Here is a 22,207-nt window from a genome sequence, read left to right as displayed (position 1 = left end):
CTAGGGCCACCCGGCCGCGGTTGGACGCGCGTCGGCACACCGTGATGTCCGTGTCGTCCGGGTCGTGCCGAGTTGATGCGCTGCCCGGGTTCCCGCGGGGGAGTCGAGCGGGCAGGATGGGCCAGGGTGTGAGCCCGGTCGCGTCCGGTTGCCCACCTGAGATATCTTGACGTCAAGACTTATTCACGCTCGCGAAAGAGGATGCCTCCGGTGACGGACCAGAAGATCATCTACACGCACACCGACGAGGCGCCGCTCCTGGCGACGTACTCGTTCCTCCCGATCGTCCAGGCGTACGCCGCCAAGGCTGGCGTGGAGATCGAGACCCGCGACATCTCGGTCGCCGCGCGCATCCTCGCGCAGTTCGGCCTGGCCGACGACGCGCTCACCGAGCTCGGCGAGCTGGCCAAGACCCCTGCCGCCAACATCGTGAAGCTCCCCAACATCTCCGCCTCCGTTCCGCAGCTGAAGGCCGCCATCAAGGAGCTGCAGGAGAAGGGCTACGCCGTCCCGGACTACCCCGAGGACCCGCAGACCGACGAGGAGAAGGAGAACCGGGCCAGGTTCGACAAGGTCAAGGGCTCCGCGGTCAACCCCGTCCTGCGTGAGGGCAACTCCGACCGCCGCGCGCCGCTGTCGGTGAAGAGCTACGCCAAGAAGCACCCGCACACCAACAAGCCCTTCACCGAGGGTTCCAAGACCAACGTCGCCACGATGGGCGAGCACGACTTCAAGTCCAACGAGAAGTCCGTGACCCTCGCGGCCGACGACACCCTCTCGATCGTCCTCGAGACCGCTGCGGGCAAGAACCTCACCCTGCTCGAGGGCCTCAAGGTCCTCGAGGGCGAGATCGTCGACGCCACGAAGATGGAGGCCGCGCACCTCGACGCCTTCCTCGCCAACGCGCTCGCGAAGGCCAAGGCCGACGACGTCCTCTTCTCGGTCCACCTCAAGGCGACGATGATGAAGGTCTCCGACCCGATCGTCTTCGGCCACGTCGTGAAGGCCTACTTCGCCGACGTCTTCGCGCAGTACGGCGAGCAGCTCGCCGCGGCGGGCCTCTCCGCCAACGACGGTCTCGGCTCGATCCTCGGCGGCCTCTCCTCGCTGCCCAACGGTGAGGAGATCAAGGCGGCCTTCGACGCCGCGCTGGCCAACGGTCCGCGCCTCTCCTACACCAACTCCGACAAGGGCATCACGAACCTGCACGTGCCGTCCGACGTCATCGTCGACGCCTCGATGCCGGCCCTGGTCCGCAACGGCGGTCGCCTGTGGGGCGCCGACGGCGGCGAGGACGACACGCTCGCCGTCATCCCCGACTCGTCGTACGCCGGCGTCTACCAGGCCGTCATCGACGACGTGAAGAAGAACGGCCCGCTCGACCCGGCCACCATCGGCACCGTCCCGAACGTCGGTCTGATGGCCCAGGCGGCCGAGGAGTACGGCTCGCACAACAAGACCTTCGAGATCGCCGAGGCCGGCACGATCCGCGTCCTGGGTGCCGACGGCACGGTGCTCCTCGAGCACGACGTCGAGGCCGGCGACATCTGGCGTGCCTGCCAGACCAAGGACATCCCGGTCCGCGACTGGGTCAAGCTCGCCGTGTCCCGCGCCCGCGCGTCCCAGACCCCGGCGATCTTCTGGCTCGACGAGACCCGCGCCCACGACGCGGAGATCATCAAGAAGGTCAACGCCTACCTGCCCGAGCACGACACCGAGGGCCTCGAGATCCAGATCCTCGCGCCGTCGCTGGCCTGCGCCTACTCGCTCGAGCGCATGCGCAAGGGCGAGGACACGATCTCCGTGACCGGCAACGTGCTCCGTGACTACAACACGGACCTCTTCCCGATCCTCGAGCTCGGCACCTCGGCGAAGATGCTCTCCGTCGTCCCGCTGATCCAGGGCGGCGGCCTCTTCGAGACCGGTGCCGGTGGCTCGGCCCCCAAGCACGTCGAGCAGCTCGTCAACGAGAACTACCTCCGCTGGGACTCCCTCGGAGAGTTCTTCGCGCTCGTCCCCTCGTTCGAGAAGTACGCCGAGCAGGCCGGCGCCGCGGGTGCCCAGGTCCTCGCCGACACCCTCGACGCCGCGACCGGCACGTTCCTCGACGAGGACCGCTCGCCGGGTCGCAAGCTGGGCACGATCGACAACCGCGGCTCGCACTTCTACGTCGCCCTCTACTGGGCCGAGGAGCTCGCGGCGCAGACCGCCGACGCCGACCTGGCTGCCGCTTTCGCGCCCCTGGCCAAGAGCCTGCGCGAGAACGAGGCGAAGATCGTCGAGGAGCTCCTCGCGGTCCAGGGCCAGCCGGCCGACATCGGTGGCTACTACTACCCGGACGCCGAGAAGACCTCCGCGGTGATGCGTCCGTCGGCCACGCTCAACGAGGCGCTCGCCGCCCTCTGAGGCTGATCGACGCCCGGTCGCCCCACGTGGGTGGCCGGGCGTCGGTGCATTTCCGGGAAACCGCTCCTGTGCGCGGTTTGCCGCCATGGATTCGCGCGTCCAAGCTGGGAAACCACGCCTGTGCGCGGTTTGCCAGCGGTCACGTTGTCAGTTCCTTCCCGGGAAGTGCGCCCGCCAGCCATCGCTCGTACGCCGCGGAGTACCGGGCTGGCCGTACTTCCTCAGGAGGCGGTGGGCCTTTGCGACCGTCTGGTCGGGGTGCTTGTGGACCCCGTCCGACGTCACCACGACGATCCTCCACTCGGCGTCGTCGATCTCCTCGCGACGGCTGAGGTCGGCCTCCCACTGGTCGACGACCTCGACGTGGTGACGGCCGTCGTACTCGAAGATGAGGCGAACGCCGGGCCAGCACAGGTCGAACCTGCGGAACGTCAGCCCACCGTCACTGCTCCAGGTCATGTTGACGACAGGCTCCGGGAGGCCGGCGAAGACCAGAAGGAGCCGGAGCTTTGTCTCCATTGGCGAGTCGACCCGCTCACGGACGAGGGCAGCCGCCGTGCGGGCCAGTCGGGCGCCGGGCCCTCGTGCGGCGAGGGCAGCGGTGCGGAGGCGGGCCAGCGTCGACTGCTTCCGGCGCACGAGGTGGTCACCGACGATGACGAGGTCGACCAGTGAGAGCTGCGTGGAAAGGTCGACGAAGAGCTGCTCCGGCGAGACCGTCCGCACACCGTGCACCTGGCGGACGCCGGTGCTCCTTCGCAGATGGCAGGCGATGTCGCCCCTCATGCGACGCGCCTCCCGTTGGGAGACGGTCACGTGCTCGCCCGCGAGCGGCGGGAGGGGCACGCCGTAGAGCCGGCCAGCCGTCGCGTGGCTGACGACCGTGCCTTCGGGGAAGGGGACGAGGGCGGCGAGGGCACGCAGCGTGGGTGAGTCGGGGGCGGTGGCCTCGACGTACACGCCCGTGTGGAGGCGACGAAACCGCGGCCCCTCGAGTTCGACGACGCGGATGCCGGCGGCGAGAGCCGCACGGCGGGAGAAGGGCAGGCGTGGAGTGAAGGTGCTCATGTCGGTGAGTCCCCACCGTGCGTCTGCGTCATCCGGGCCGTCCACAGGCCAGAGACGGGAAACGCCACTGGTGCACTGTTTGCCAGCGCCGAACGGTGACGTGAGGCCGGAAAACAATGCACGGGCATGGTTTCCCGGCAGACTGCTCGCCGTGAATGTCCTCTGGCGGATCCTCGGCCTGCACGCCCTGGCGGAGCTCGGCGCCCGGCTGCCGGCGCCGCTCGCCCGGCTCTTCAACATCAGCCTGGTGGTCGTCAGCAACCTCGTGCCGCTGGTCGGCGTGCTGGGCGGCTGGATGAGCTTCGCCGACGTCTTCGTCGTCTACTGGCTGGAGACCGTGGTCCTCGGTCTCTTCGCGGTCGTCCGCATCGCGACCGCGACGCGGGACCGCCACCTGGCCCGGCGCGCGCGGGTCCAGACGGCGATGGTCTTCCTGCTGCACTACGGGCTGATCGCCGCCGGGCTCGGCTTCTTCGTCTTCTGGATGGTCAACGCTGCGGTCGCGATGGGCGAGGACAGCGAGGGGGTCCCGTGGCTCGCCGAGCCGCCGACCCTGGCGTGGGGAAGCTGGATCTTCGCCGGTCTCGGCATCTTCCTCAGCCACCTCTACACCCTGACGGTCTACTGGTTCGGGCGGGAGGAGCGACGTCTCTACACCCCGTGGCAGTGCATGTGGCCGCCGTACCCGCGGATCCTGGTGCTCTACCCGTTCTACGCGCTCAACGTCGTGGTGCTGATCGTGTTGATCCTCTTCGCACCGGTGCTGCTCGTCGTGCTCCTGGTCGCGTGCAAGCTGGGGCTCGACCTCACTCTCTTCGCACTCGACCGCTACCTGGCCCGGCGCCGGCTCAGGGCTGCCTCGGCGCGGGAGGCGGCTGCCGTGGCCGGCCCGGTCGCTTGAGCATGGACACGTCGGGGCTCGCCGGCGCGATCCGGGCTGGGCTCCGCGCGACCGCGGATCCGGCGATCGCGCAGGGCCAACAGGCCTACATGAAGTCCGCGATGCCGTTCCTCGGCGTGCGCGGGCCGGAGGTGCGCCGGCTGACTCGATCGCTGGTGCGCGAGCACGGGGTGCGCGAGGGAGACGCCCTGCTCGCGTCGTCGCGCGGCCTCTGGAACGGTGCCACCCACCGCGAGGAGAGGTACGCCGCCAGCGAGCTGCTCGCATTGCGACCGCTGCGGGGTGACTGGTCGCTCGTGCCGTGGGTCGAGCACATCGCGCGCACCGGCGCCTGGTGGGACCACGTCGACGGCGTCGCCGGGCGGGTGCGCGAGCTGCACGACCTGCATCCCGCCGCGACCGCAGACCTGGTCCGGGGCTGGAGCGTTGAGGAGGACTTCTGGGTGCGCCGGCTCGCGATCATCTCCCAGCTCGGCCGGCGCGACCGCACCGACCGGCAGCTCCTCGCCGAGGTGATCGAGCCGAGCGTCGGAGACGGTGAGTTCTTCCTGCGCAAGGCGATCGGCTGGGCGCTGCGCGACCTCGCACGCTGGGACCCGGCGTGGGTCCGCGGCTACGTCGAGGCCCACCCCGGGCTCAGTCCGCTGAGCCGGCGTGAGGCGCTCAAGCATCTCTGAGGCGCTCAAGCACCTGTGACGCGATCGTGACCCGGCGGGCGGAATGACGGTCCGGTGGGCCCGGTTGGAGACCACGTGACTGCCACGAGCGAGAACACGTCGACCGCCCCGTCCCCGGAGACCCCGGGCGCCGGGGCGGTCGGCCGTCGCGGCACCGCGCTCGCGCTCCTCGCCCTGGCGATGGGCGGCTTCACCATCGGCACCACCGAGTTCCTCACGATGGGTGTGCTGCCTGAGATCGCCCGTGGCGTCGACGTCAGCATCCCCGCCGCGGGACAGGTGATCTCGGCGTACGCGCTGGGCGTCGTGGTCGGCGTACCGATCCTGGCGTTCTTCGGTGCGCGCCTGCCGCGCCGCGCGATGCTGGTCGGCCTCATGGCCGCATACGCCGCGGCGAACGTCGCCTCCGCGCTGGCGCCGGACTACCTCGTGCTCGCAGCCGCCAGGTTCGTCGGCGGCCTGCCGCACGGCGCCTTCTTCGGCGTCGCCTCGCTGGTGGCCGCCGGCATGGTCGCTCCCGAACGCCGCGGGCGGGCCGTCGCGAGCGTGATGCTGGGCCTGAGCGTCGCCAACCTGGTCGGTGTGCCGGCCGCCACGTGGCTGGGGCAGAACGCCGGCTGGCGTGCGTCGTACCTGCTCGCGGGCGTGCTCGCGCTCCTGACCGTGGTGCTCGTCCTGGCCTTCGTGCCGCACCAGGCAGCGGGGGAGACGAGCGGTCGCGAGGAGGCGAAGGCGTTCTTCGGCAATCTGCAGGTCTGGCTGACCCTGGCGGTGGGCGCCGTCGGCTTCGGCGGTCTCTTCGCGGTCTACTCCTACATCGCCAAGACCGTGACGGTCGTGGGCGGTCTCGGAGAGGCGACCGTCCCGCTCTTCGTGCTGGCGATGGGTCTCGGCATGGTGCTCGGCACGCCACTGGCCGGTGAGCTGGCCGGATGGTCCGTCTTCCGCGCGATGATCCTGGCGTCCGTGGCGACCTCCGTGGTGATGATCGCCTACTGGTTCGCGGCACCGCACGGCTGGCTGCTCTGGCCGGTGGCCCTGCTCGTGACCGCCACCGGCTCCGTCCTCGTGGTCAACCTGCAGCTGCGGCTGATGGACGTCGCGGAGGGCGCCGTGACGCTCGGCGCCGCGATGAACCACGCCGCGCTCAACACCGCCAACGCCCTGGGCGCCTGGCTGGGTGGCGTCGTCATCGCTGCCGGCTGGGGCTACCGCTCGCCTGCGTTGGTCGGCCTGGCGCTCGCGCTGGTCGGCCTGGCCCTCCTGCTGGTCTCGGCCAGGGTCCACGTCGGCAGCCGGGACGCCTCCGCCTGATCGTGGCCTGACACAATGGAGCCCATGTCCTCCGCTGCCACGCCGGGCTCCACGGCCCGCCCGCGGGTCCTCTCGGGGATCCAGCCGACGTCCGACACCATCCACCTCGGCAACTACCTGGGTGCGGTGCGGCAGTGGGCGCAGCTGCAGGACGAGTTCGAGGCGTTCTTCTTCGTCGCCGACCAGCACGCGATCACCGTCGAGCAGGAGCCGAAGAAGCTCCGCGAGCGCACCTACCGGGCCGTGGCCCAGCTCCTCGCGGGCGGCGTCGACCCGGAGCGCTCGGCCGTCTTCGTGCAGAGCCACGTGCCGGCGTCCGCGCAGCTGGGGTGGGTGCTGGAGTGCCTGACCGGCTTCGGTGAGGCCCGCCGGATGACCCAGTTCAAGGACAAGTCGGCCAAGGGCGGCGAGGGCTCGGCGTCCGTCGGCCTCTTCACCTACCCGATGCTGATGGCGGCCGACATCCTGCTCTACCGGCCGCACTATGTGCCGGTCGGCGAGGACCAGCGCCAGCACCTCGAGCTCACCCGCGACCTCGCCCAGCGGTTCAACTCGCGGTACAAGAAGACCTTCCGGGTCCCCGAGCCGCACATCCCGGCAGCCACGGCGAAGATCATGGACCTGCAGGACCCGACGAAGAAGATGTCGAAGTCCTCGTCCTCGCCCGCCGGGCTGATCGACGTCCTCGACGAGCCCGGCGTGACTGCGAAGAAGATCCGCTCGGCCGTCACCGACTCCGGCGCCGAGGTCCGCTTCGACGAGGCGGAGAAGCCCGGCGTGAGTAACCTGCTGACCATCTACTCCGCCCTGTCCGGCACCTCGATCCCCGACCTGGAGGCGCAGTACGCCGGTCGCGGTTACGGCGACTTCAAGAAGGACCTCGCCGACGTGGCGGTCGACTTCGTGACGCCGTTCCGCACCCGCACGCTGGAGCTGCTCGATGACCGCGAGCAGCTCGACAAGGTCCTCGCCCTCGGCGCCGAGCGGGCCAACGCGGTGGCGACCGCAACGCTGCGCGACGTCTACGAGCGCGTCGGCTTCGTCGCACCGTCCGCTCGGTAGGGTCGGCCCCATGCCCACCATCGGTGTCTCGATCGCGCTCCCCGAGCCCTGGGCGAGCGAGCTCCAGGAGTACCGCACGTCGATCGGTGACCTGACCGCGTCGAAGATCCCGACGCACATCACCCTGGTGCCGCCGACCGAGGTCGAGGACGTCACGGCCATCGAGCAGCACCTGGCCGACACCTCCGCCGGCTTCGCGGCGTTCCGCATCCACCTGCGCAGCACGGGTACCTTCCGTCCCGTGTCGCCTGTCGTCTTCGTCAACGTGGTGGAGGGCATCGCCGAGTGCGAGCAGCTCGCCGCCGCCGTACGCCGTGGCCCGCTCGAGGGAGACTCCGAGTTCCCGTACCACCCGCACGTGACGATCGGGCACCACCTCGACGACGCGGCCCTGGACCGGGCCTTCCGCGAGCTGGAGACCTTCGACGGCAGCTTCATCGTCAACGACTTCCACCTCTACGTCCACGACGACGACCTGGGCTGGCGCATCGACCGCTCGTTCCCCCTCGAGCCGGTGCCGCTCGCCCCCGGACCGGTCCGCGCCGGAGCCTGACGTGCCGTCGCTCAAGGACCGCGTCCTGACGCCCGTCCGTGAGGCGCGCGAGCGCGTGCCCGTGCTCGACCACGCCATCCGCACGGTCGAGCACTACGGCAAGCACGACGGCAGCCTGTACGCCGCCGGCGTGACGCTGGCGGCGTTCCTCGCCGTCTTCCCGCTGCTCGGTCTGGGCTTCGCGATCGTCGGCCTGGTCGCCCGCTTCCTGCCCCCGGGCCTCGATGCCGAGCAGACCCTCGTCGATGCGGTCAGGTCAGTCCTGCCGGGGCTGATCACGACCGATCCTGACAACGAGACCGCGCTGCAGCTCTCGACGTTCCAGGAGGCGGCGCCGGCCGTCCTGTCCATCGGTCTCCCGCTGGCCCTGTGGTCGGGCCTGGGCTGGCTCTCCAGCCTGCGCACGGCGTTGCTGACGGCGTTCGAGGAGACCGGCTCGGAGCGGCCGAGCTGGATCAGCGGCAAGCTCCGCGACCTCTCGGCCCTCGCTGTCCTCGGCACGGTGCTGCTGCTCTCGGTGGCGATCTCCGGCGTCGCCGGTGCAGCCGCTCCGCAGTTGCTGCGTCTGGTCGGCCTCGGCGAGGAGCTGAGCTGGCTGGTCCGCCTGGTGACCCCGCTGCTCGGCATCGCGGCCAACACCGTGCTCTTCGCGGCGATGTTCTTCCTCCTCGCGCGGCCCCCGCTGACGCGCAAGGCACTGCTGGGCGGGGCGCTGCTCGGGGCCGTGGGCTTCGAGGTGCTCAAGCTCGCCTCGACGTACCTGCTCAAGTCGACCGCCCAGCAGCCGGCCTTCCAGGCCTTCGGGATCGCGCTCATCCTGCTCATCTGGATCAACTACTTCAGCCGCCTGGTTCTGTACGCCGCGTCCTGGGCGTACACCGCGGAGCCCGGTGTCGACCCGGTGGGGGAGCGCCCCGCCGATGCGCCGGTCGTGGTGGCTCCCGCCGCCGCGGGTGTCGGTGTCCCGCAGGCCTGGCACCGTGCGTCCTCGGAACCCCTCAAGCCCGCTGCTGCGGCCGGCGTCGGCGCCCTGGGCGCTGCTGCCCTCGGTGCCCTCGCGTGGCGCCTGCTCGGCCGTCCGCACGACTGAGTCCACGTCTCACCCAAGGAGCCCCGTGAAGTTCGAGAAGAAGCACGCCGTCCTGCTGCTCGGCGTCGCCCTGTGGATGGTCATCACCTGGAGCATGTTCATCAAGAACCTTTCCGAGGCGTACGCCGCAGGCGAGGACCGCCCCGACGGCTACTGGATCGCGCACTCGCTGCTGATCGTCGTCAACCTGGTCGTCGCCGCAATCCTGGGCGCCCTGGGCTGGAAGGCGCTGAAGGCCTCCGACGACTGACGCCGACGTGTGGCTTGTGGTCACGCGAGGTGGGAGTTGTGGTCACGCGAGGTGGGCCTTGTGGTGGCCTGGCTCGCCACAACTCCCACCTCGGCGCGCCACAAGCCCCACCTCGGCGAAACGACGACGGCGCCGCGCCCACGTGGGGAGCGGCGCCGTCGGCGTACTGCGGGTGTGGCTCAGTAACCCTTGGCCATCGCGCTGCGAAGGTCCTTGTTGAGCCGCGAGATCACGTCGAGCGGGATCTCCTTCGGGCACGCTGCGGCGCACTCACCGATGTTGGTGCAGCCACCGAAGCCCTCGGCGTCGGCCTGGCCGACCATCGAGACGACACGGGTGTCGCGCTCCGGCTGGCCCTGCGGCAGCGAGCCCAGGTGGGTGATCTTGGCACCGAGGAAGAGCGACGCGGAGCCGTTGGGGCACGCCGCGACGCAGGCACCGCACCCGATGCAGGTCGCGACGTCGAACGCCAGGTCGGCGAGCTTCTTCTCGACCGGGGCGGCGTGGGCGTCGGGCGCCGAGCCGGTGTTGGCCGAGATGAAGCCACCGTTCTGGATCATCCGGTCGAACGCCGAGCGGTCCACGACCAGGTCCTTGACGACCGGGAACGGGTCCGCGCGCCACGGCTCGACCGTGATCTCGTCGCCGTCCTTGAAGGAGCGCATGTGCAGCTGGCAGGTGGTGGTGACCTCCGGGCCGTGGGCCTGGCCGTTGATCATCAGGCCACACATGCCGCAGATGCCCTCACGACAGTCGCTGTCAAACGCGACCGGCTCCTCGCCCTCGGCGTTGAGCTTCTCGTTGAGCACGTCGAGCATCTCGAGGAACGACATGTCCTCGGACACGCCCTCGAGCTCGTAGCGGTGCATCGCGCCCGAAGCGGTCGCGTTGGCCTGCCGCCAGATGTTCAGGGTCAGGTTCATGGTGCCGCTCACTTGTAGCTCCGCTGCTTCATCTCGATGGCCGTGTAGATGAGGTCTTCCTTGTGGAGGACCGGGTTGGCGTTCTCGCCACCGAACTCCCACGCGGCGACGTAGGCGAACTCGTCGTCGTGACGCAGCGCCTCGCCGTCCTCGGTCTGCGACTCGCCACGGAAGTGGCCACCGCACGACTCGCGACGGTTGAGCGCGTCGATGCACATGAGCTCGCCGAGCTCGATGAAGTCGATCGTGCGACCGGCCTTCTCGAGGCTCTGGTTGAGGGAGTCGGCCGTGCCGAGGACCTTGAGGTTGGTCCAGAACTCCGCCTTGAGGTCACGGATCAGGCCGATAGCCGTCTTCAGGCCCTCCTCGGTGCGCTCCATGCCGCAGTACTCCCACATGATCTGGCCGAGCTGCTTGTGGAACGAGTCCGCGGAGCGCTCACCCTGGATCGAGAGGAACTTCGCGATCCGCTCCTCGACCTCGGCCTTGGCCTCGACGACGGCCGGGTGCGACTCGTCGATCTTCTCGAACGGACCGTCGGCGAGGTACTCGCGGATGGTGTTCGGGAGGACGAAGTAGCCGTCGGCCAGACCCTGCATCAGCGCCGAGGCACCGAGGCGGTTGGCGCCGTGGTCGGAGAAGTTGGCCTCGCCCGAGCAGAAGAGGCCGGTGATGTTGGTCTGCAGGTGGTAGTCCACCCACAGGCCACCCATGACGTAGTGGACGGCCGGGTAGATGCGCATCGGCGTCTCGTACGGGTTCTCACCGGTGATCCGGGCGTACATGTCGAAGAGGTTGCCGTACTTGGTCTCGACGGTCTTCTGGCCCATGCGCTCGATGGCGTCGGCGAAGTCGAGGTAGACACCGCGGCGCATCAGCTTCTCGGTGCCGTCCGGCTGGACCTCCTTGACCTGGGGTCCGACGCCGCGACCCTCGTCGCACATGTTCTTCGCCTGACGGGAGGCGATGTCGCGGGGGACCAGGTTGCCGAACGACGGGTAGATGCGCTCGAGGTAGTAGTCGCGCGCCTCCTCCGGGATGTCGCGCGGGTCCTTGTCGCAGTCCTCGGCGTTCTTGGGGACCCAGATGCGGCCGTCGTTGCGGAGGGACTCCGACATCAGGGTCAGCTTCGACTGGTGGTCGCCGGTGACCGGGATGCAGGTCGGGTGGATCTGCGTGTAGCAGGGGTTCGCCATGTAGGCGCCCTTGCGGTGCGCACGCCACGCGGCGGTGACGTTGGAGCCCATCGCGTTGGTCGAGAGGAAGAAGACGTTGCCGTAGCCGCCGGAGGCGATGACGACGACGTCGGCCAGGTGCGTCTCGACCGCGCCGGTGACCATGTCACGGGTGACGATGCCGCGGGCGCGGCCGTCGGCGATGATCACCTCGAGCATCTCGTGGCGGGTGTACTGCGTGACGGTGCCGGCCGCGACCTGGCGCTCCATCGCCTGGTAGGCGCCGATCAGCAGCTGCTGACCCGTCTGGCCACGCGCGTAGAACGTGCGGGAGACCTGGACACCACCGAAGGAGCGGTTGTCGAGGAGGCCGCCGTACTCGCGGGCGAAGGGGACGCCCTGCGCGACGCACTGGTCGATGATGTTCGCCGAGACCTCGGCGAGGCGGTAGACGTTCGACTCGCGCGAGCGGTAGTCGCCGCCCTTGACGGTGTCGTAGAAGAGGCGCTCGACCGAGTCGCCGTCCTCCTTGTAGTTCTTCGCGGCGTTGATGCCGCCCTGCGCGGCGATCGAGTGCGCACGGCGCGGGGAGTCCTGGTAGCAGAAGGACTTCACGTTGTAGCCGGCCTCGCCGAGCGTCGCGGCGGCAGCGCCACCGGCAAGGCCCGTGCCGACGATGATCACGTCGAGCTTGCGGCGGTTGGCCGGGTTGACCAGGCGGTTCTCGAACTTGCGGCGCGACCACCGGGTGTTGATCGGGCCGGTGGGGGCCTTCTCGTCGACGACGGGGGCGCCGAGCGTGTAGAAGCCAGCAGCGTCGTCGGACTTCTGGACGGACGGCTGGTTGGTCGGGACGGTGCCCGACGGGTCAGGGGTACCCATGCTCAGTGAATCCCTTACTTGACGATGCCGACGAGGACGGACAGCGGGACGAGGGCGAAACCACCCGCGATGACGACCGCGACCACGAGGCCGGCGTCCTTGGCGCGGGCGCGCGAACGCGCGGAGTTGGTGAAGCCCAGCGTCTGGCAGGCGCTCCAGACACCGTGGTGCAGGTGGAAGCCGAGCGCGATCAGCGCGAGGAAGTAGACGACGCTGACGTACCAGACCTCGGGGCTGAACGTGTCGACGAGGAGGGTGTAGGCGTTGTCGGTCGAGCCGCCGGTCGGGTTGACCTTGCCGATCGTGAAGTTCAGCAGGTGCCAGATGAGGAAGAGGAAGAGCGCGAGACCGCCCCAGCGCATCGTGCGCGAGGAGATCGAGGAGCCCTTGTTCTTCTTCACGACGTACTTGGTCGACCGCGCACTGTGCGCCCGGCGCGTCAGCGCGATCGCCGAGGCGACGTGCACGACGAGCGCTGCGATCAGGCCGACGCGGAGGACCCAGAGCAGGCCCGCGTGCGGGAGCATCGGCTCACCGATGGTCCGGAGGTGGTGGGCGTACTCGATGAACGCCTCCTCACCAGCGAAGACCTTCAGGTTGCCGTACATGTGGGCGACGAGGAAGCCGATGAAGATCAGGCCACTCACTGCCATGAGCATCTTGAGCGCAATCGTCGACCGCGTCGACTTGCTGCCAGTTACGAGGGTTGCCACGGGGGTCACCGTACCGCCCCTCGCGGGTGCGCGGGACACGTGGACATGTGACATTTCTGGGTTCGGGAACTTAGGCAAGCCTTCGTTCGTCTGGCCCTCTCTCGGGGCTCACGGACGCACAGTGGTCGCCGTCGAGGTGTGGGGCGAGCAGCGCGCTGACCGCCGTCGCCCAGTCCCGTCGTTCGGCCTCGGCCCGGGCGGCGCGTCCGATCCGCTCCCGCAGGTCGGCGTCCGCGAGGAGTGTCGCGACGGCCCGACGCAGGGCACCCGGCGACTGCGGGTCGTGGAGCAGGCCCGTGTCGCCGTCGCGCACGATCCGCTCGGCGCCTCCGGTCGCGGGCGCGACGACCGCGATTCCGCTGGCCATGCCAGCCCGGATCAGGTGGCCACAGGTCTCCACGCCCGACGGCTGGACGAGCACGTCCAGGCTCGCGAGGGCCGTGGCGAGCTCCGCCTCCGGGAGGTGGCCGGTGAGCTTTGCGTCCGGCACCTGGCTGGCGAGCCACGCCTGCTGCCTGCCCTCGCCGATGACCACGAGCCGGCCGCCGGGCACGCGCGCGACGTCGGCCAGACGGCGTACGGAGAGGGAGCGCTTCAGCGCGCCTGCGTGGCCGACGACCACGCGCGGACCGGCCTTGGAGCGGGCGCGCGCCCACGTGTCGTGCAGCCGCTCGTCACGGAGCGTGGGGGAGAAGGCGCGGATGTCGACACCGGGAAGCCAGAGCTCCACGCCAGGAGCCCCGAGCTCGCGACACCGCTCGACCATCCACGCGGCTGTCGCGACGACGCGGTCGGCGCGCGGCGCGACGCTGCGGCTCCACACCTCTGCGTCCAGCGGTCCAACCGGCGCTGCCTGCACCACCAGCGTGGGTACGCCGAGGGCCCGGGCGTGCTTGAGCGCCTTGCGGCCCACCTTGGCCGGCGAGACCGCGATGACCTGGTCGGGCCCGAAACCGGCGAGAGCCGCCCGCACCTGCCCACCGCGCCCCTCGCGCACGTTGATCCGTGAGACGCGCTGCCGGCGATAGTCGGCGAGGCCGGGCGCGGGGGCGAGCACCAGCACCTCGTGGCCGGCGTCGACGAGGTGGTCGATCAACGCCTTGACCGTGCGGGTGTCCGCGTCGGTGGCCGGGTAGAAGGCCTCGGCGGAGAGAGCGATCCTCATGCTGCGAGCGTGACGTGGCGGGGTGTCCACGTCGCACCAACCGGGTGGACTCCCGGTGAACGCCGCGGGGGCGGTCAGGCCGGCACGTGGGTACCGAGCGTGCGGGCGGGCACCTCGCCGCGGCGCACGGCGTCGGCGAGCTCATGGATCTTGATGGTCGATGCGCGCCAGTCGCCTGCCTTCACCTCGGTCCAGGGCTTCCAGTCGCGCCGCAGTTCGACGTGCCACTTCCGGCCGAAAAGCACCCGGCCGAGGACCGCCAGGGGGAGCACGACGACGATCGCGATCAGCTCGAGGGGCAGGAAGAGGAGCGAGAAGACGATGGGTGCGACCACGGAGATGATCAGCACGACGTCTGTCGGACACGGTGAAGACTCTTCGTCACATGCTGACGAAAAGTCTTCACGCTCCTGCGGGCGACCGGCTCACGCAGGCGGATCGGCGCCGAGGGTGCGTGGCGGGATGTCGCCGCGGCGCACGGTCTCGGCTAGCTCGTCTATGCGGCGCTTCGTGCTGTCCCAGCCGCCGGCGGTGACCTCGGTCCAGGGATCCGCACCGCGACGCAGCTCGACGATCCAGTCCTTGTCGAAGGGCACGCGCAGGAGCAGGGCGCAGGGCACGGCGAGCAGGAGCACCAGCAGGGGAGCGGCGACGATGACGGCGAGCAGCACGATCGGGATGAAGTAGAGCACCGCGACGGCCAGCAGGATCACCACGAACGGTGCGCCCTCGGGCTCAGGTTCGACGGCGTCGGAGACGCGCCGGCGCCGCCAGGGGATCCAGCGCCGGGAGATCCGCCATTCGTGTCCGGTGGGGTCGTTGACCTTCATGCAGGTGGGGTACCCAGTACCAGTGGGCAGGAATACATCACACGTTGTGGCAGGTGAGGTGGGTTGCTGCCTATTGTTCGCAGCATGACTGGCCCCACTGAGGACCGTCTTGCGCTTGCGTCCGAGCAGGACCGGCACGCTGCAGCTGATTGGGAGAAGATCACTGCTGCCGTGCTGCGCAAGTCGGGTCGACTGACCGACGAAGACGCTGACGCCGCTGTCTGGACGAAGCTGGCCCGCACCACGCTCGACGGTATCTCCGTCGCCCCGATCGGCATCCCCGCCGACCTCGAGGGCCTCGTGACCGCCGGCCGCCCGACACGTGAGGGCGCGTGGGACATCCGTGCGCAGTACGACGGCCCCGACGCCAAGGCGGTCAACCAGGCGATCCTGGCCGACCTCAACGGCGGCGTGACCTCGCTCTGGATCCAGCTCGGCGCGGGCCTGACCGCCGCCGACGTGGCGCCCGCGCTCGAGGGCGTCGACCTCTCCATCGCTCCCGTCGTCGTCGACGGTGGCGTGGAGGGCGCCGAGGCACTGGCTGTGCTGACCGGGCTGCACGCCGACTCCAACCTCGGCGCCGACCCACTCGCCGTACAGCTCCGTGGCGGCTCTGCTGACGTCGCCGACGTCGCTGCGGTCGCGAAGCTCGCGCAGGAGAAGGGGGTCCGCGGCGTCGTCGTCGACGCGACCGCCGCCCACGACCTCGGTGCCTCCGACGCGCAGGAGCTCGGCTACGCGCTGTACGCCGGAGTCTCCTACCTGCGCGTGCTCACCGAGACGGGCTTCTCCGTCGAGGACGCCGCCGGGCAGATCGACTTCCGGATCGCCGCGACCGACGAGCAGTTCCCGACGATCGCGAAGTTCCGTGCTGCTCGCCGGCTCTGGGCCCGTGTGCTCGAGCTCTCCGGTGCCTCGTCCGACGCACGCGTGGCTCGCATCCATGGTGTGACCAGCCGCCCCATGCTCGCCAAGTACGACCCCTACGTGAACATGCTGCGCACCACCGTCGCGTCGTTCGCCGCCGGTGTCGGTGGCGCGGAGGCCGTCACGGTCCTGCCGTTCGACTCCGCGCTCGGCGTCCCGGACGCCTTCGGGCGCCGCATCGCGCGCAACACCAACCACCTGCTCATCGACGAGTCGCACGTGGCCAAGGTCGCCGACCCGGCCGGCGGCTCCTACGCGGTCGAGAAGCTCACCGATGACCTGGCCCGCGTCGCGTGGGCCGTCTTCGGCGAGCTCGAGACGGCCGGACAGGGCGCCCTCGAGGTGCTGACCGCGAAGATCGCCGCCACGGTCGAGACCCGCGAGAAGCAGATCGCCCAGCGCAAGCGCCCGCTCACCGGCGTCACGGAGTTCCCCAACCTGGGCGAGACGCTTCCGGAGCGCACCCCGTCGCCGACCGCCGACGCGGTCCGACGCTATGGCGCCTCGTTCGAGGCCCTCCGCGACGAGCCGGCCGCGTCGCCGGTCTTCCTGGCCACGCTCGGCCCGGTCGCCCAGCACACGGCTCGTGCCACCTTCATCACCAACCTGCTCGCCGCCGGCGGCATCGCGGTCGAGGCCGCAGGCCCCACCGCCGACGCTGCTGACCTGGCCGCGAAGTACGCCGGCCAGAAGGTCGTCGCCCTCGCCGGCACCGACAAGGCCTACGCCGAGTGGGGTGCCGACGCCATCGCCGCCCTGCGCGACGCCGGCGCGGCGTACGTCATCGTCGCGGGCAAGCCCGGTGACCTCGACGTCAACGACTCCGCTGCGATGGGCCTCGACGCCCTCGCGTTCCTCAACCGCACGCGGGAGGCACTCGCATGAGCATTCCGTCCAGCTTCGCCGGACTGCCCCTCGAGGGCGGCCAGCCGGCACCTGGCCCCGACTTCGGTGCCGAGGCATGGCAGTCGCCCGAGGGCATCCCGGTCCTCCCGGTCTACGGCCCCGAGCACCTCGAGGGCCTCGACGCACTCGACACCTGGCCTGGCCTCTCGCCGTTCCTGCGTGGTCCGTACCCGACGATGTACACCACCCAGCCGTGGACGATCCGTCAGTACGCCGGCTTCTCGACCGCCGAGGAGTCCAACGCGTTCTACCGCCGCAACCTGGCCGCCGGTCAGAAGGGCCTCTCGGTCGCCTTCGACCTCGCGACCCACCGTGGCTACGACTCCGACCACCCGCGCGTGCGCGGTGACGTCGGCATGGCCGGCGTCGCGATCGACTCGATCTACGACACCCGCACGCTCTTCGACGGCATCCCGCTCGACACGATGTCGGTCTCGATGACGATGAACGGCGCGGTGCTCCCGGTCCTGGCGCTCTACATCGCGGCCGCGGAGGAGCAGGGCGTGAAGCCCGAGCAGCTCGCGGGCACGATCCAGAACGACATCCTCAAGGAGTTCATGGTCCGCAACACCTACATCTACCCGCCGGCCGGGTCGATGCGGATCATCTCCGACATCTTCGCGTTCACCTCGCAGAAGATGCCGCGCTTCAACTCGATCTCGATCTCCGGCTACCACATGCAGGAGGCTGGGGCGACGAACGACCTCGAGCTCGCCTACACGCTGGCCGACGGTGTCGAGTACATCCGCGCGGGCCTCGCGGCCGGCATGGACATCGACTCCTTCGCGCCGCGCCTGTCGTTCTTCTGGGCGATCGGCATGAACTTCTACATGGAGATCGCGAAGATGCGCGCCGCGCGTGCGCTCTGGTCGCGTCTCGTGCGGGAGTTCAACCCGCAGAACCCGAAGTCGCTGTCGCTGCGCACCCACTCGCAGACCTCCGGCTGGTCGCTCACTGCGCAGGACGTCTTCAACAACGTCGGCCGCACGGCTATCGAGGCGATGGCCTCGACCCAGGGCCACACCCAGTCGCTGCACACCAACGCCCTCGACGAGGCGATCGCGCTGCCGACCGACTTCTCGGCCCGCATCGCGCGCAACACCCAGCTGCTGCTGCAGCAGGAGTCGGGCACCACCGAGATCATCGACCCGTGGGCCGGCTCCTACTACGTCGAGAAGCTGACCCACGACCTCGCCGAGCGCGCCTGGAAGCACATCCAGGAGGCCGAGGCGGCCGGCGGCATGGCGAAGGCGATCGAGCAGGGCATCCCGAAGATGCGCATCGAGGAGGCGGCCGCCCGTACCCAGGCACGCATCGACTCGGGCCAGCAGAAGGTCATCGGCGTCAACACCTTCCGCCTGCCGCAGGAGGACAAGCTCGACGTCCTCAAGGTCGACAACGCCGCGGTCTACGCCGCCCAGGTCGCGAAGCTCGAGCGCCTGCGTGCCGAGCGCAACGACGACGACGTACGCCGCTCGCTGGAGGCGCTCACCAACGCCGCTGCGGCCGGTTCCACCACGGACCTCGACGGCAACCTCCTCAAGCTCGCTGTCGACGCGGCCCGCGCGAAGGCGACCGTCGGTGAGATCTCCGACGCGGTGGAGAAGGTCTACGGCCGTCACCAGGCCGTCATCCGTACGATCTCCGGCGTGTACAAGAACGAGGTCGGCAACGACGACGCCGCGGCTGCGGTGCTGAAGGCAACCGAGAAGTTCGAGGAGGACGAGGGCCGTCGCCCCCGCATCCTCGTCGCCAAGATGGGCCAGGACGGCCACGACCGCGGCCAGAAGGTCGTCGTCTCGGCCTTCGCCGACCTCGGCTTCAACGTCGACGTCGGCCCGCTCTTCTCCACCCCGGAGGAGGTCGCCCAGCAGGCGGTCGACGCCGACGTCCACCTGGTCGGTGTCTCGTCGCTCGCCGCCGGCCACCTGACCCTCCTGCCCGCCCTCAAGCAGGCGCTGAAGGACCAGGGCCGTGACGACATCATGGTCGTCATCGGTGGCGTCATCCCGCCCGACGACGTCCCCACGCTGAAGGAGATGGGCGCTGCCGCGGTCTTCCTCCCCGGCACGGTCATCGCGGAGTCGGCCCTCGACATCCTGAAGCAGCTCTCGGAGCAGCTCGGCCACTGAGTCGCACGACGTCGTACGACGGGCGGTCACCCTCGCGGGTGGCCGCCCGTCGGCGTCAACGCCGCGCCGGCCCCGCGCGCACATGCCGAGTCGGCTTGACGCAAGGCGTCATCTCTCGCGCGGACCGCGGCTGTTCCGGCCCGCGGAGCCTCCCGCCGGGTACGGCGCGCCGCTCCTAGGATCTGGCCATGCCCCACACCGAGAACATCCACGTCGTGAAGGCGCTCTTCGCAGCCCTGACCGACGGCGACGTCCCGACCGCCCAGACCCTCCTCGCCGACGACGTCGCCTGGCTCAACACCGGGCTTCCGACGGTCCGCGGCAAGGGGGTACGCCGGATCCTCGCCGCCCTGCCGAAGGTGCGGATGGAGTTCTCGGCGAAGGACTACGACTTCACCGACAACGGCGACGGCACGGTGCGCTTCGACCGCAAGGACACGCTCGCCTGGGGCCCGGTCAGCTCGACGTTCTTCGTCAGCGGCACCTTCACCGTGCGTGACGGCAAGGTCACCCGCTGGGACGACCGCTACCGGATGGGCGAGGTCCTCGGCGGCTTCCTCCGCCGCTGACCCGCAACAGATCGAGGAAGCTCCCATGAGCCACGTCATCGACTTCGTCAACGTCTCCACCGCGGGCCTGGAGTCGTCGCCCGTCGCCGAAGCCCTCGCCGGCCTGCGCGCGAACGAAGCACGCTACTTCGCCAACAAGTACAAGGTCGCCTACTCCACCGTGCCCGCCGCCGAGAAGCCCGAGCTGGTCGCCTGGCTCGAGCGCATCCTGCGCGAGGAGCGGGGGCTCGAGTTCGCCTCGCCGCTCCTCGAGGTTGCGGACATCGAGGTCGAGGACGAGAAGGCCGGCACGATCCGGTGGCCCGAGTTCTACTTCCGGTCCGGGCTCGTCGTCAACGTGCTCTGGACCGTCGCCGACGGTGGCAAGCGGGCCGTCGGCTTCAAGCTCGCGCAGGGCATGGAGGTCCCCGACGAGCTCGCCGCCGCGGGCTTCAAGTTCGCCCGTCAGAAGTCGAAGCTGGCCGGCGAGATCCGTGGCTCGTTCTTCGTGATCAAGGGCGACTACTGACGTCTGGTGCGCGCAGCACGCAATGATTGCGTGCTGCGCGCACCAGATCGACGCTGCCGGAAATGACGAAAGCCCCCGACCGCCGAAGCGGTCGGGGGCTTTCCCCGCAATCAGAGCGGGCGAACGTTCTCGGCCTGCGGACCCTTGGGGCCGGCGGCGAGGTCGAACTCGACCTTCTGGTTCTCGTCGAGCGACTTGAAGCCGTTGGTCTGGATGGCGGAGAAGTGCACGAACACGTCCTCGCCGCCACCGTCCTGCGCGATGAAGCCGAAGCCCTTGTCAGCGTTGAACCACTTGACGGTGCCCTGAGCCATGATCTGTTTCCTTTGTTTTTCGTGCCGGGGCAACGTGCCCCGGACCGCTGAAGACATCCACCTGTGCTGATGTCCAGCGAACCGAAAACCAGGAGTACGAGATACAAGCCGCACATCGTGAGCGGCCAGGACGGCTTTGCAGGGCCATCCCTTCAACACCCACCACGGTAGGGCATCGCGCAAGGATTGCCCAGCCGACGTACGACGGAGGGCCGCGCTCAGCCGTCGGCGGCGCGCTCGAGGGCTTCGATGTCGATCTTGCCCATGGTCAGCATCGCTTCCATGGCCCGCTGCGCCCGCCCGCTGTCAGGGTCGTCGAGCAGCTCCACCAGCCGCGTCGGCGCGATCTGCCAGGAGAGGCCGTAGCGGTCCTTGAGCCATCCGCACGGACCCGGCTCGCCGCCGTCGGTCAACGCTGACCAGAGCCGGTCGACCTCGGCCTGGTCGTCACATTCGACGACGAACGAGACCGCCTCGTTGAAGGTGAACTCCGGTCCGCCGTTGAGCCCCTGGACAGGCTGCCCCAGCAGGGTGAAGTCGACGGTGAGCACCATCCCGGCGGGACCCGCCGGGGTGTCGGCAGGGGAGCGCCAGACCTTGTCGACATGACTGTCAGGCAGCAGCGAGCAGTAGAAGGCGGCTGCCTCCTCCGCCTCGTTGTTGCGGAACCAGAGGCAGGTGTAGAACCGGGGCATCGGGAGCTCCTTCCACGCCCGTCGTGACCGGCGGGCAGTCCGCTCTCCATCATGCTCCGCTCTTCGCACACCGGCCAGCGCCGTGTCGGACGTCGACTAACGTTGCGGCCGTGAACGACGCGGAGAAGGTGCAACAGCTCGTCGACGGCGTACTCGCAGGTCAGCGGGCGCAGGTCAGCCGGGCGATCACCCTCGTCGAGTCGCGGAAGCCCGCCCATCGAGTCATGGCTCGCGAGCTCCTCGCGCAGCTCACGCCGCATGCGGGCAAGGCGATCCGCGTCGGCATCTCGGGCGTTCCGGGCGTCGGCAAGTCCACGACGATCGAGGCGCTCGGCACGCACCTCACCGCGCAGGGCCACAAGGTCGCCGTCCTCGCCGTCGATCCGAGCTCGGTCCGCACCGGCGGCTCGGTCCTCGGCGACAAGACCCGGATGATGCGGCTCAGCGTCGACCCCAACGCCTACATCCGTCCGTCGCCCTCGGAGGGAACGCTCGGCGGCGTCGCGCGCACCACCGCGCAGGCGATGACCATCGTCGAGGCGGCCGGCTACGACGTGGTGCTGGTCGAGACCGTCGGCGTGGGCCAGTCCGAGGTGACCGTGGCCGGCATGGTCGACACCTTCCTCTTCCTCACCATCGCCCGCACCGGTGACCAGTTGCAGGGCATCAAGAAGGGCATCCTCGAGATCGCCGACGTCATCGGCGTCAACAAGGCCGACGACGGCGAGCAGGAGATCGCCGCGAAGGCCGCTGCCCGTGAGCTCGGGGGCGCGCTCCGCCTGGTCCGGGGGAGCGCAGGTGCGCCGCCGGTCGTCACCTACTCCGGCCTCCACGACAAGGGCCTGGACGTCGTCTGGGGCGAGATCGAGAAGCACCAGGCAAAGCTCGGCGCCGACGGCCTCGCGGTGAAGCGCGCGGACCAGCAGCTCGACTTCACCTGGGCCCTCGTGCGCGACGAGCTCGAGCAGCGGCTGCGCCACAGCCCACACGTGAAGGCCGAGCGCGAGGAGGTCAGCCGCATGGTGAAGGAGGGCACGATCAACGCCCCCGAGGCAGCCGACCGCATCCTCGCTGCCTATGACAAGGGTGCCGCCCACACGGACGCAGCCGACAACTGACGCGCGCGTGGGCAGTCGGCGGCCGGAAT

Annotated in this window: 22 protein-coding genes; 13 read left to right on the top strand and 9 right to left on the bottom strand. The window is 69.7% G+C overall.

The genetic code is table 11. From position 1 onward, the window contains the following. Window positions 1-201 precede the first annotated feature (201 nt). Entirely contained in the window at window positions 202-2,406 is a 2,205-nt protein-coding gene (locus tag VLF38_RS11115; RefSeq protein ID WP_325271326.1) for an NADP-dependent isocitrate dehydrogenase, read from the top strand. Window positions 2,407-2,553: 147 nt separating this feature from the next. Here VLF38_RS11115 and VLF38_RS11110 read toward each other — a convergent pair whose 3' ends face one another. Continuing rightward, a complete protein-coding gene (locus VLF38_RS11110; protein ID WP_325271325.1) occupies window positions 2,554-3,474 on the bottom strand; it encodes a hypothetical protein in 921 nt (306 codons plus the stop codon). Between the two features lie 151 nt (window positions 3,475-3,625). Between VLF38_RS11110 and VLF38_RS11105 the strand changes: the two genes are divergently transcribed. From VLF38_RS11105 to VLF38_RS11075, 7 genes are all read left to right on the top strand, one after another. Then, the gene (locus VLF38_RS11105; protein WP_325271324.1) at window positions 3,626-4,375 is read left to right on the top strand and encodes a DUF6498-containing protein; all 750 of its coding nucleotides are present in this window, start codon (window positions 3,626-3,628) and stop codon (window positions 4,373-4,375) included. Window positions 4,376-4,377: 2 nt separating this feature from the next. Next, window positions 4,378-5,052: a DNA alkylation repair protein gene (locus VLF38_RS11100; protein ID WP_325271323.1), complete on the top strand. Its 675-nt coding sequence runs from the start codon at window positions 4,378-4,380 to the stop codon at window positions 5,050-5,052. A 75-nt stretch (window positions 5,053-5,127) separates the two neighbouring features. Continuing rightward, window positions 5,128-6,366 (top strand): MFS transporter, encoded by a 1,239-nt coding sequence (locus VLF38_RS11095; RefSeq protein WP_325271322.1) that lies wholly within the window; start codon window positions 5,128-5,130, stop codon window positions 6,364-6,366. Between the two features lie 15 nt (window positions 6,367-6,381). Continuing rightward, the gene (gene trpS / locus VLF38_RS11090) at window positions 6,382-7,428 is read left to right on the top strand and encodes a tryptophan--tRNA ligase (RefSeq protein ID WP_414689390.1); all 1,047 of its coding nucleotides are present in this window, start codon (window positions 6,382-6,384) and stop codon (window positions 7,426-7,428) included. Window positions 7,429-7,438: 10 nt separating this feature from the next. Then, the gene (locus VLF38_RS11085) at window positions 7,439-7,981 is read left to right on the top strand and encodes a 2'-5' RNA ligase family protein (protein ID WP_325271320.1); all 543 of its coding nucleotides are present in this window, start codon (window positions 7,439-7,441) and stop codon (window positions 7,979-7,981) included. Between the two features lies 1 nt (window position 7,982). Continuing rightward, complete coding sequence (locus tag VLF38_RS11080) at window positions 7,983-9,071, top strand: YihY/virulence factor BrkB family protein (RefSeq protein WP_325271319.1); 1,089 nt, start codon at window positions 7,983-7,985, stop codon at window positions 9,069-9,071. A gap of 25 nt (window positions 9,072-9,096) precedes the next feature. Next, entirely contained in the window at window positions 9,097-9,321 is a 225-nt protein-coding gene (locus VLF38_RS11075) for an SCO4848 family membrane protein (protein ID WP_325271318.1), read from the top strand. A gap of 179 nt (window positions 9,322-9,500) precedes the next feature. On the opposite strand, the gene VLF38_RS11070 is transcribed toward VLF38_RS11075, so the two are convergent. The 6 genes from VLF38_RS11070 to VLF38_RS11045 form a co-directional block, all read right to left on the bottom strand. Then, complete coding sequence (locus VLF38_RS11070) at window positions 9,501-10,244, bottom strand: succinate dehydrogenase/fumarate reductase iron-sulfur subunit (RefSeq protein ID WP_325271317.1); 744 nt, start codon at window positions 10,242-10,244, stop codon at window positions 9,501-9,503. Window positions 10,245-10,252: 8 nt separating this feature from the next. Next, complete coding sequence (locus tag VLF38_RS11065; protein ID WP_325271316.1) at window positions 10,253-12,301, bottom strand: fumarate reductase/succinate dehydrogenase flavoprotein subunit; 2,049 nt, start codon at window positions 12,299-12,301, stop codon at window positions 10,253-10,255. A gap of 14 nt (window positions 12,302-12,315) precedes the next feature. After that, window positions 12,316-13,014 carry a succinate dehydrogenase cytochrome b subunit gene (locus VLF38_RS11060; RefSeq protein ID WP_325271315.1) on the bottom strand — a complete coding sequence of 233 codons (699 nt, stop codon included), beginning with the start codon at window positions 13,012-13,014 and terminating at the stop codon, window positions 12,316-12,318. Between the two features lie 70 nt (window positions 13,015-13,084). Further along, window positions 13,085-14,179: a glycosyltransferase gene (locus VLF38_RS11055; RefSeq protein ID WP_325271314.1), complete on the bottom strand. Its 1,095-nt coding sequence runs from the start codon at window positions 14,177-14,179 to the stop codon at window positions 13,085-13,087. 74 nt (window positions 14,180-14,253) lie between these two features. Further along, entirely contained in the window at window positions 14,254-14,529 is a 276-nt protein-coding gene (locus VLF38_RS11050; RefSeq protein ID WP_325271313.1) for a hypothetical protein, read from the bottom strand. A 75-nt stretch (window positions 14,530-14,604) separates the two neighbouring features. Then, entirely contained in the window at window positions 14,605-15,009 is a 405-nt protein-coding gene (locus VLF38_RS11045) for a hypothetical protein (RefSeq protein ID WP_325271312.1), read from the bottom strand. 84 nt (window positions 15,010-15,093) lie between these two features. On the opposite strand from VLF38_RS11045, the gene VLF38_RS11040 reads away from it, so the two are divergent. The 4 genes from VLF38_RS11040 to VLF38_RS11025 all read left to right on the top strand — a co-directional run bounded on the left by VLF38_RS11040 (window position 15,094) and on the right by VLF38_RS11025 (window position 20,051). Continuing rightward, window positions 15,094-16,821: a methylmalonyl-CoA mutase subunit beta gene (locus VLF38_RS11040; protein WP_325271311.1), complete on the top strand. Its 1,728-nt coding sequence runs from the start codon at window positions 15,094-15,096 to the stop codon at window positions 16,819-16,821. Beyond that, window positions 16,818-18,974 (top strand): methylmalonyl-CoA mutase, encoded by a 2,157-nt coding sequence (gene scpA / locus VLF38_RS11035; protein WP_325271310.1) that lies wholly within the window; start codon window positions 16,818-16,820, stop codon window positions 18,972-18,974. The genes VLF38_RS11040 and scpA overlap by 4 nt, the downstream gene beginning before the upstream one ends. A gap of 188 nt (window positions 18,975-19,162) precedes the next feature. Then, complete coding sequence (locus VLF38_RS11030) at window positions 19,163-19,543, top strand: limonene-1,2-epoxide hydrolase family protein (RefSeq protein ID WP_325271309.1); 381 nt, start codon at window positions 19,163-19,165, stop codon at window positions 19,541-19,543. A gap of 25 nt (window positions 19,544-19,568) precedes the next feature. Beyond that, window positions 19,569-20,051: a phage tail protein gene (locus VLF38_RS11025; protein ID WP_325271308.1), complete on the top strand. Its 483-nt coding sequence runs from the start codon at window positions 19,569-19,571 to the stop codon at window positions 20,049-20,051. Between the two features lie 110 nt (window positions 20,052-20,161). On the opposite strand, the gene VLF38_RS11020 is transcribed toward VLF38_RS11025, so the two are convergent. Both VLF38_RS11020 and VLF38_RS11015 read right to left on the bottom strand, forming a co-directional pair. Then, on the bottom strand, window positions 20,162-20,365 hold the full coding sequence (locus VLF38_RS11020; RefSeq protein ID WP_325271307.1) for a cold-shock protein: 204 nt from the start codon (window positions 20,363-20,365) through the stop codon (window positions 20,162-20,164). 218 nt (window positions 20,366-20,583) lie between these two features. Beyond that, window positions 20,584-21,060, bottom strand: coding sequence for a VOC family protein (locus tag VLF38_RS11015; protein ID WP_325271306.1), 477 nt, complete (start codon window positions 21,058-21,060; stop codon window positions 20,584-20,586). Between the two features lie 110 nt (window positions 21,061-21,170). Between VLF38_RS11015 and meaB the strand changes: the two genes are divergently transcribed. Continuing rightward, window positions 21,171-22,178, top strand: coding sequence for a methylmalonyl Co-A mutase-associated GTPase MeaB (gene meaB, locus VLF38_RS11010; RefSeq protein WP_325271305.1), 1,008 nt, complete (start codon window positions 21,171-21,173; stop codon window positions 22,176-22,178). Window positions 22,179-22,207: the final 29 nt, after the last annotated feature.

It is taken from the genome of Nocardioides sp. (assembly GCF_035481145.1).
Classification (GTDB): domain Bacteria; phylum Actinomycetota; class Actinomycetes; order Propionibacteriales; family Nocardioidaceae; genus Nocardioides.
This window is presented reverse-complemented; position numbering and strand designations above follow the sequence as displayed.

Coding starts and splice junctions, on each gene's coding strand:
- VLF38_RS11020 (WP_325271307.1), bottom strand. CDS start 20,365: ATGGCTCAGGGCACCGTCAAGTGGTTCAACGCTGACAAGGGCTTCGGC.
- VLF38_RS11070 (WP_325271317.1), bottom strand. CDS start 10,244: ATGAACCTGACCCTGAACATCTGGCGGCAGGCCAACGCGACCGCTTCG.
- scpA (WP_325271310.1), top strand. CDS start 16,818: ATGAGCATTCCGTCCAGCTTCGCCGGACTGCCCCTCGAGGGCGGCCAG.
- VLF38_RS11110 (WP_325271325.1), bottom strand. CDS start 3,474: ATGAGCACCTTCACTCCACGCCTGCCCTTCTCCCGCCGTGCGGCTCTC.
- VLF38_RS11115 (WP_325271326.1), top strand. CDS start 202: ATGCCTCCGGTGACGGACCAGAAGATCATCTACACGCACACCGACGAG.
- VLF38_RS11025 (WP_325271308.1), top strand. CDS start 19,569: ATGAGCCACGTCATCGACTTCGTCAACGTCTCCACCGCGGGCCTGGAG.
- VLF38_RS11045 (WP_325271312.1), bottom strand. CDS start 15,009: ATGAAGGTCAACGACCCCACCGGACACGAATGGCGGATCTCCCGGCGC.
- VLF38_RS11015 (WP_325271306.1), bottom strand. CDS start 21,060: ATGCCCCGGTTCTACACCTGCCTCTGGTTCCGCAACAACGAGGCGGAG.
- VLF38_RS11055 (WP_325271314.1), bottom strand. CDS start 14,179: ATGAGGATCGCTCTCTCCGCCGAGGCCTTCTACCCGGCCACCGACGCG.
- VLF38_RS11100 (WP_325271323.1), top strand. CDS start 4,378: ATGGACACGTCGGGGCTCGCCGGCGCGATCCGGGCTGGGCTCCGCGCG.
- VLF38_RS11065 (WP_325271316.1), bottom strand. CDS start 12,301: ATGGGTACCCCTGACCCGTCGGGCACCGTCCCGACCAACCAGCCGTCC.
- trpS (WP_414689390.1), top strand. CDS start 6,382: ATGGAGCCCATGTCCTCCGCTGCCACGCCGGGCTCCACGGCCCGCCCG.
- VLF38_RS11085 (WP_325271320.1), top strand. CDS start 7,439: ATGCCCACCATCGGTGTCTCGATCGCGCTCCCCGAGCCCTGGGCGAGC.
- VLF38_RS11040 (WP_325271311.1), top strand. CDS start 15,094: ATGACTGGCCCCACTGAGGACCGTCTTGCGCTTGCGTCCGAGCAGGAC.
- VLF38_RS11030 (WP_325271309.1), top strand. CDS start 19,163: ATGCCCCACACCGAGAACATCCACGTCGTGAAGGCGCTCTTCGCAGCC.